This is a genomic window from Bradyrhizobium sp. P5_C11_2, assembly GCF_054049755.1.
In genome coordinates, this window is the sequence record NZ_JBFULT010000329.1 from 1 (window position 1) to 8512 (window position 8512).

The 8512-nt window shown below is 63.7% G+C and carries 3 protein-coding genes; all 3 read right to left on the reverse strand.

Translation table 11 applies throughout. The annotated features are described in order from the left end of the window. Window positions 1-252: 252 nt before the first annotated feature. Window positions 253-2313, reverse strand: coding sequence for an FAD-dependent oxidoreductase (locus tag ACXJL8_RS26195; RefSeq protein ID WP_456685849.1), 2061 nt, complete (start codon window positions 2311-2313; stop codon window positions 253-255). Window positions 2314-2505: 192 nt separating this feature from the next. Then, a complete protein-coding gene (gene rpoC, locus ACXJL8_RS26200; RefSeq protein WP_456685850.1) occupies window positions 2506-6702 on the reverse strand; it encodes a DNA-directed RNA polymerase subunit beta' in 4197 nt (1398 codons plus the stop codon). A 129-nt stretch (window positions 6703-6831) separates the two neighbouring features. Then, on the reverse strand, window positions 6832-8512 hold a 1681-nt coding region (rpoB, locus tag ACXJL8_RS26205; RefSeq protein WP_456685851.1), incomplete at its 5' end, for a DNA-directed RNA polymerase subunit beta.

Below are 8512 nucleotides of genomic sequence, written 5' to 3' on the forward strand. Positions count from 1 at the left end.
CTCGTCGTCCTCGTCGTCTTCCAGCTCGGGCTTGTCGCCGGCCACGAGCTTGTCCTTGAGCTCGGCCGCCTCTTCCGTAGCGAGCTTCTGTTTGTCGGGCGAGAGAGGCTTGGACGCCATGAAACCAACCGATGCTGACGGCCGGCATGACCGCAGAGAAAGCAGGGAAATAGCGGCAGCCGCTATCGCATCGATTCTATGCGATCAGGATCAATTCGGCAAAGCAATTGGCGAATTGATCCGATCCCGCGGCTAGTCCTCGTCCTCGTTCTCGACCTTGTCGAAGAAGGAATAACGCAGGCTGTCGGCGTCGGCGTACCACTGGCCCGGGCCCTTGTTGGCCGCGAGCGTCGCCTCCCAGAGCGCATCCGTGCAGTCCTTGCGGTGCATCGACAGATCGAAGCCGTTGCCGAAGAACAGTTCCGACCATTCCCACCAGGTGCCGAGCTTCTTGACGCCGCGCAGCAGGTCGTAGCGGTCGATCAGCGCAGGCGCCATGTCCGAGGTGATCGAGCCGAACACGAGGCCGGTCTTGACCACGCGGTTCAACTCCCGGATGGCGCGGACCACCTGCTTCGGGGAAACGTGGCAGAGGCTGGTCTCGAACACGAAGTCGAACGCACCGTCCTTGAACGGCATGTCGAGGATCGAGCCGAGCTTGTTGTACTTCTTCAGCGCCTTCGGCGTCCTGGCGTGAATTGCACGGTTGTTCTCGATGCCGAAGGCGTCGATGCCGCGCTCGCGCAGCGCGCCGACCAGCTCGCCGCTGGCCGAGCCCGCGACCAGCAGCCTGGCGCCCTTGGCCTTGCCCCAGACGATGCCGATCAGCTTTGTGAGATAGTCGGGATCCGTGAAGTGCTGCCACGCCTCGCCGTAAGGACCCTGGCCGCGATAGTTCTCAAAATAGCCGCGGTCGATCTTGTCGGAGAGCGGCTTGTCGCCCTGCGCGTGCTCGCGGCGCAGGCGCATCATCTCGGTCAGGATGATGTCGGTGGCCGCATCCGAGGAGTCGAGCAGGCCGTTCAGCGTGGAATCGAACAGATAGTCGCCGACCAGCACGATGCCGGGATGCTCCTTCGGCTCCGGCCGGTGATTGGTCATGACGTCGCGCACGGGCAGACCGCCCGGAATCGCGTTGACCGACGACAGCCAGCGGTGGATCTTGCCTTCCAGAAAATGCGCGCGCGCATCGCCCAGCGAAGCCGGCAGCGATTTCAGCGCGGCATCGATCAGTTCCTGATCCGACAAATTGGCGAAGGCGAGCGCGTCGGAGCCGGGAATGAGCCAGTTCAGCACGCCGTGCTTGCCGACGTCGTGGCGCGCGCCCTCATTGTAGACGCAGCAGCCGCCGAAGGCTTCCGACATGAACCAGGCGCCGGCGATCCTGTCGCCCCAGAACGGCGTATCGAACAGGATCGACACGCGCAGATAGTGCGCGGGACGGTCGAAATACGACACGTGCTTGACCATCGACTTGCGGAGCTGCTCGCCTTCCCAGCCGACGGTCGCAAGCCATGAATGCGGCAGGCAGACCAGCACCAGGTCGAAGTCGCGCGTCTCCGGCCCCTTGCCGTTCATCATCTTGAGCTGATAGCGGCCGGTCGGCGCCTTGCCGACGGCGAGCACGCGGTGATTGAGCTGGATGTCGGCATTCACCTCTGACTGCAGGCATTCGATGATCTGCTCGTTGCCGTTCTGGATGGAGTAGAGGCCGATATAGCCGTCGACATCCATCAAATAGTTCTTGAGCGCGTTGAGCCCGTTGGTGTTATGGCTCTCGGTGGCGATGTCGGAGCGGGCCATCACCTTGAAGAAGCGCTTGGCCGTGTCGTCCTCGACCTCCTCGTCGAGCACCTGCTCGGCGGTCTTGTAGGCCCAGGGGTTCTCGTTGTCGTGCGCACCGACGCCTTCGTAATATTCGACCGGCGACATCTGTTCGGCGCAGCGCGCGCGGAACGCCTCGATCGCCGCCGCAGTCTTGGCGCCGTATTTGCGGCGCATGCCCGCCACGTCGTCGAGCAGCTCGCCGCCGAACTGCACCTGTTCCGCGTCCATCGGAATGGTCTGCAAACCGAAATGCTGGATCAGCTCGCGCAGCGGGTCGGGCCCGGTCATCGAGTAGTCGTAGATCTCGGCGACGCCGGCCTCGTACATCGCGGGCGCGGAATCGAATTTGCGCGTGACGATCTTGCCGCCGAGCCGGTCGGACGCCTCATAGATGGTGACGCGGCAGAGATCGCCGAGCTTACGCTTCAGATACCAGGCGCTCATCAGCCCGCCGGGGCCGCCGCCTACGATTGCGAGGTCAAGCATATCAGTTCCGTGGTCTCCGGCCCTGCCCCCGTCACGGGACCACCGGTCTAAGCTCCCATAACAGAAGCGCTTTTCAGGCTGAAGGAAAGATGAACAAAGGTCGATCCTGYATCGCAGCAAGCAAACAAAGCAGCAAAAAGGCCGGCTTACGCCGGCCTTTTCAGTGTCCTCGGTATTCCTACGGATGAGCCATCATTCCGCGGGCGGCAGCGCCATCGGCTCGACTTCCGGCGCGGGCGGCACCACGGCCGCCTGCTTCTCGCGCTCGTCGAGGATCAGCTTGTCGCGCTTCATGGCGACTTCGCGGATCTTGGCCATGGAGGCGCCGGTGCCCGCCGGGATCAGCCGGCCGACAATGACGTTCTCCTTGAGGCCCTCGAGCGGGTCGACCTTGCCGTTGACCGCCGCTTCCGTGAGGACGCGCGTGGTCTCCTGGAACGAGGCCGCCGAGAAGAACGAGCGGGTCTGGAGGCTCGCCTTGGTGATGCCGAGCAGAACCGGCGTTCCCGTGGCGATCTTCTTGCCCTCTTCCTTGRCCTTCTCGTTGAGCTGGTCGAACTCGATCTTGTCGACCTGCTCGCCCGAGATCATGTCCGTGTCGCCCTGGTCGGTGACTTCCACCTTCTGGAGCATCTGACGGACAATCACCTCGATGTGCTTGTCGTTGATGAGCACGCCCTGGAGCCGGTAGACCTCCTGGATCTCGTTGACCAGATAGGCCGCGAGCTCCTCGATGCCCTTGACCGCCAGGATGTCGTGCGGCGCCGGGTTGCCTTCCACGATGAAGTCGCCCTTTTCGACGACGTCGCCGTCCTGAAGGTGGATGTGCTTGCCCTTCGGGATCAGGTACTCGCGCGGCTCGTCGGTCTTGTCCATCGGCTCGATCGAGATGCGACGCTTGTTCTTGTAGTCGCGCCCGAACCGGATGGTGCCCGCGATTTCGGCGATGATCGCCGCATCCTTCGGACGCCGTGCCTCGAACAGTTCCGCCACCCGCGGCAGACCGCCGGTGATGTCACGCGTCTTGGCGCTTTCGGTCGAGACACGGGCGAGGATGTCGCCCGCCTGGACCTTGGCTCCGACGTCGACCGACAGAATGCCGTCGACCGACAGCATGTAGCGGGCATCGCCGCCACGGGCGAGCTTGAGGACCTTGCCGTCCTTGCCCTTGATCACGATGGCCGGACGCAGGTCCGCGCCGCCGCGCTGCGAGCGCCAGTCGATGACCACGCGCTTGGCGATACCGGTGGCCTCGTCCAGCGTTTCCGAGATCGACTGCCCCTCGACCAGATCCTCGAAGCCGATGGTGCCTTCGACCTCGGTGAGGAGCGGACGGGTGTAGGGATCCCACTCGGCGATGCGCTGGCCGCGCTTGACGGTGTCGCCCTCGTCGACATGCAGGCGCGAACCGTACTGGATACGGTGCGTCGCACGCTCGGTGCCGTCGGCATCGACGATCGCCACCACCATGTTGCGCACCATCGCGACCAGATGGCCTTCGCTGTTGCGGGCGATGGCCTTGTTCCGGATCACGATCTTGCCGTCGAAGTTGGATTCGACGAACGACTGCTCGTTGAGCTGCGCCGCACCGCCGATGTGGAAGGTGCGCATGGTGAGCTGGGTGCCCGGCTCGCCGATCGACTGCGCCGCGATGACGCCGACCGCTTCACCGTGGTTGACGGGCGTGCCGCGAGCGAGATCGCGGCCGTAGCACTTGCCACAGATGCCGTTGACGAGCTCGCAGGTCAGCGCCGAGCGGATCTTCACCTCCTGGACGCCGCCCTGGTGGATGGCATCCAGATGGCTCTCTTCCATCAGCGTACCGCGCTTGATGATCACCTTGCCCGAGCTGTCACGCACGTCTTCGCAGGCCGTGCGTCCGAGGATGCGCGAGCCGAGCGAAGCGACCACGGTGCCGGCATCGACGATGGCGCGCATCTTGATGCCGAGCTTGGTGCCGCAATCGTCCTGCGTGATGATGCAGTCCTGCGCCACGTCGACCAGACGCCGCGTCAGGTAGCCGGAGTTCGCGGTCTTCAACGCGGTGTCCGCGAGGCCCTTGCGGGCGCCGTGGGTCGAGTTGAAGTACTCGAGCACCGAGAGGCCTTCCTTGAAGTTCGAGATGATCGGCGTCTCGATGATCTCGCCCGACGGCTTGGCCATCAGGCCGCGCATGCCGGCGAGCTGGCGCATCTGCGCCGGCGAACCACGCGCACCGGAGTGCGCCATCATGTAGATCGAGTTGATGTCGGCGTCGGCTCCGCTCGCCGTCTTCTTGGTGGAGGAGATCTCCTTCATCATCGCCTTGGCGATTTCCTCGGTCGCCTTCGACCAGGCGTCGACGACCTTGTTGTACTTCTCGCCATGGGTGATCAGACCGTCGTTGTACTGCTGCTCGAAATCCTTCGCCAGCGTACGGGTGGTATCGACGATCTTCCACTTGGAGTGCGGCACGACCATGTCGTCCTTGCCGAACGAGATGCCGGCCTTGAACGCGTTGTAGAAGCCGAGCGCCATGATGCGGTCGCAGAAGATCACCGTCTCCTTCTGGCCGCAGTGGCGGTAGACCTGGTCGATGACGCCCGAGATCTCGCGCTTGGTCATCAGCTTGTTGATGATCTCGTACGAAATCCTCGGGTTCTTCGGCAGCAGATTGCCGAGCATGACGCGACCCGCGGTGGTCTCGATCCAGCGCTTGGAGACCTTGCCGGTCTCATCCATGCCTTCCCACCGATACTTGATCTTGGTGTGGAGGTGGATGACCTTCGCATGCAGGGCATGCTCGAGCTCCGCCATCTCGCCGAAGATCTTGCCCTCGCCGGGCAGGCCTTCGCGCATGATCGAGACGTAGTAGAGACCGAGCACGATGTCCTGCGACGGCACGATGATCGGCTGGCCGTTCGCCGGGTGCAGGATGTTGTTGGTCGACATCATCAGGACGCGCGCTTCCAGCTGCGCTTCGAGCGACAGCGGAACGTGCACGGCCATCTGGTCGCCGTCGAAGTCGGCGTTGAACGCGGCGCAGACCAGCGGATGGAGCTGGATCGCCTTGCCCTCGATCAGCACGGGCTCGAACGCCTGGATGCCGAGACGATGCAGGGTCGGTGCGCGGTTGAGCAGCACCGGATGCTCGCGGATCACCTCGTCCAGGATGTCCCAGACCTCGGGCCGCTCCTTCTCGACCAGCTTCTTCGCCTGCTTCACGGTCGTGGACAGGCCCTTGGCGTCAAGCCGCGAATAGATGAACGGCTTGAACAGCTCCAGCGCCATCTTCTTCGGCAGGCCGCACTGATGCAGGCGCAGCTCGGGACCGACCACGATCACCGAACGGCCCGAATAGTCGACGCGCTTGCCGAGCAGGTTCTGACGGAAGCGGCCCTGCTTGCCCTTGAGCATGTCGGCGAGCGACTTCAGCGGGCGCTTGTTGGCACCCGTGATGACGCGGCCGCGGCGGCCGTTGTCGAACAGCGCGTCGACCGCCTCCTGAAGCATGCGCTTCTCGTTGCGGATGATGATGTCGGGCGCCCGCAGCTCCATCAGCCGCTTCAAGCGGTTGTTGCGGTTGATGACGCGGCGGTAGAGGTCGTTGAGGTCCGAGGTCGCGAAGCGGCCGCCGTCCAGCGGCACCAGCGGACGCAGGTCCGGCGGGATCACCGGGACCACGGTCAGGATCATCCATTCCGGCTTGTTGCCGGAGTGGCGGAACGCCTCGACGATCTTCAGCCGCTTGGCGAGCTTCTTGTGCTTGATGTCGGAGTCGGTCTCGTGCATCTCCGCGCGCAGGGACACCTCGAGCTTCTCGAGGTCCATGCCCTTGAGCAGCTCGCGGATCGCTTCCGCGCCGATCATGGCGGTGAAGGAATCCTGGCCGTACTCGTCCTGCGCCTTCAGATACTCGTCTTCCGACAGCAGCTGGYGGTCCTTCAGCGCGGTGAGGCCCGGCTCCAGCACGACGTAATATTCGAAGTAGAGGATCCGCTCGAGATCCTTCAGCGTCATGTCGAGCAGGAGGCCGATGCGCGAGGGCAGCGACTTCAGGAACCAGATGTGGGCGACCGGAGCCGCGAGCTCGATATGGCCCATGCGCTCGCGCCGGACGCGCGACAGCGTGACCTCGACCGAGCACTTCTCGCAGATGATGCCCTTGTACTTCATGCGCTTGTACTTGCCGCACAAGCACTCGTAATCCTTGATGGGCCCGAAGATGCGCGCGCAGAACAGGCCGTCGCGCTCGGGCTTGAAGGTGCGGTAGTTGATGGTCTCCGGCTTCTTGATCTCGCCGTAGGACCAGGACAGAATCTTCTCGGGGGACGCGATCGAGATCCGGATCTGGTCGAAGACCTGAGCCGGAGTCGTCGGGTTAAAAAGATTCATAATCTCTTGGTTCATCGTCTTCTCCTCGCGTGCCGGTCGCCTCCGGCAGCAAATTCGAAAATCACTTTGCGGGGCGCCCTGCCCTCGAGGCTCGGGGGACGGGGCGCCGATGCCCGGCCGTTCAGGCCGGGCATGAGGGTCGTATTACTCGGCCGCTTCCGACGTCGGCGCCGGTCCCACCTTGGAATTGTGCAGGTCGACGTTGAGGCCGAGCGAGCGCATTTCCTTGACCAGCACGTTGAACGATTCCGGAATACCGGCCTCGAACGTGTCGTCGCCGCGGACGATCGCCTCGTACACCTTGGTACGGCCGGCGACGTCGTCCGACTTCACGGTCAGCATCTCCTGGAGCGTGTAGGCCGCGCCGTAAGCTTCGAGCGCCCACACCTCCATTTCGCCGAAGCGCTGGCCACCGAACTGCGCCTTGCCGCCCAGCGGCTGCTGGGTGACGAGCGAGTACGGACCGATCGAACGCGCGTGGATCTTGTCGTCGACCAGATGGTGCAGCTTGAGCATGTAGATGTAGCCCACCGTCACCTTGCGATCGAACGGATCGCCGGTGCGGCCGTCATAGACGGTCGACTGACCCGAAGCGTCGAGACCGGCAAGCTTCAGCATCTCCTCGATGTCGGCTTCCTTGGCACCGTCGAACACCGGCGTCGCGATCGGCACGCCGTGGCTCAAATTGCGGCCGAGCTCGATCAGTTCGCCGTCGTTGAGCGATTTGATCGTCTCGTCCTCGCCGTAGACCTTCTTCAAGGTCTCCTTCAGCGGCCTGATGTCCTGCTTCGACAGATACGCATCGACCGTCTGGCCGATACGCTTGCCGAGGCCGGCGCAAGCCCAGCCGAGATGCGTCTCGAGGATCTGTCCGACGTTCATGCGCGACGGCACGCCCAGCGGATTGAGCACGATGTCGGCATGGGTACCGTCCTCCAGGAACGGCATGTCCTCGATCGGCACGATCTTCGACACCACGCCCTTGTTGCCGTGGCGGCCGGCCATCTTGTCGCCGGGCTGGATCTTGCGCTTCACCGCGACGAAGACCTTGACCATCTTCATCACGCCGGGCGGCAATTCGTCACCGCGCTGAAGCTTCTCGACCTTGTCGAGGAAGCGCTGCTCGAGCCCCTTCTTCGACTCGTCGTACTGCTTCCGCATGGCCTCGATCTCGGCCATCAGCTTGTCGTTGGGCGAAGCGAACAGCCACCACTGCGACTTCGGATACTCCTCGAGCACCGCACGGGTGATCTTGGTGTCCTTCTTGAAGCCCTTCGGACCCGCGATGCCCTGCCGCCCCTCGAGCAGCTCGGCAAGACGGTTGTAGACGTTGCGGTCCAGGATCGCCTGCTCGTCGTCGCGGTCCTTGGCCAGACGCTCGATCTCTTCCCGCTCGATCGCCAGCGCACGCTCGTCCTTGTCGACGCCGTGCCGGTTGAACACGCGCACTTCGACGATGGTGCCCTGCACGCCCGGAGGCACGCGCAGCGAGGTGTCGCGGACGTCGGAGGCCTTCTCGCCGAAGATGGCGCGCAGAAGCTTCTCTTCCGGCGTCATCGGGCTTTCACCCTTCGGCGTGATCTTGCCGACCAGGATGTCGCCGGCGCGCACTTCCGCGCCGATGTAGACGATGCCGGCTTCGTCGAGGTTCTTCAGCGCTTCTTCCGAGACGTTCGGAATGTCGCGGGTGATTTCCTCAGGGCCCAGCTTGGTGTCGCGGGCCATCACCTCGAACTCCTCGATGTGGATCGAGGTGAAGACGTCTTCCTTCACGATCCGCTCGGAGAGCAGGATCGAGTCTTCGAAGTTGTAGCCGTTCCACGGC

Excerpts from the sequence above, each read along its gene's own strand:
- ACXJL8_RS26195 (WP_456685849.1), bottom strand. The coding sequence starts at position 2,313 with ATGCTTGACCTCGCAATCGTAGGCGGCGGCCCCGGCGGGCTGATGAGC.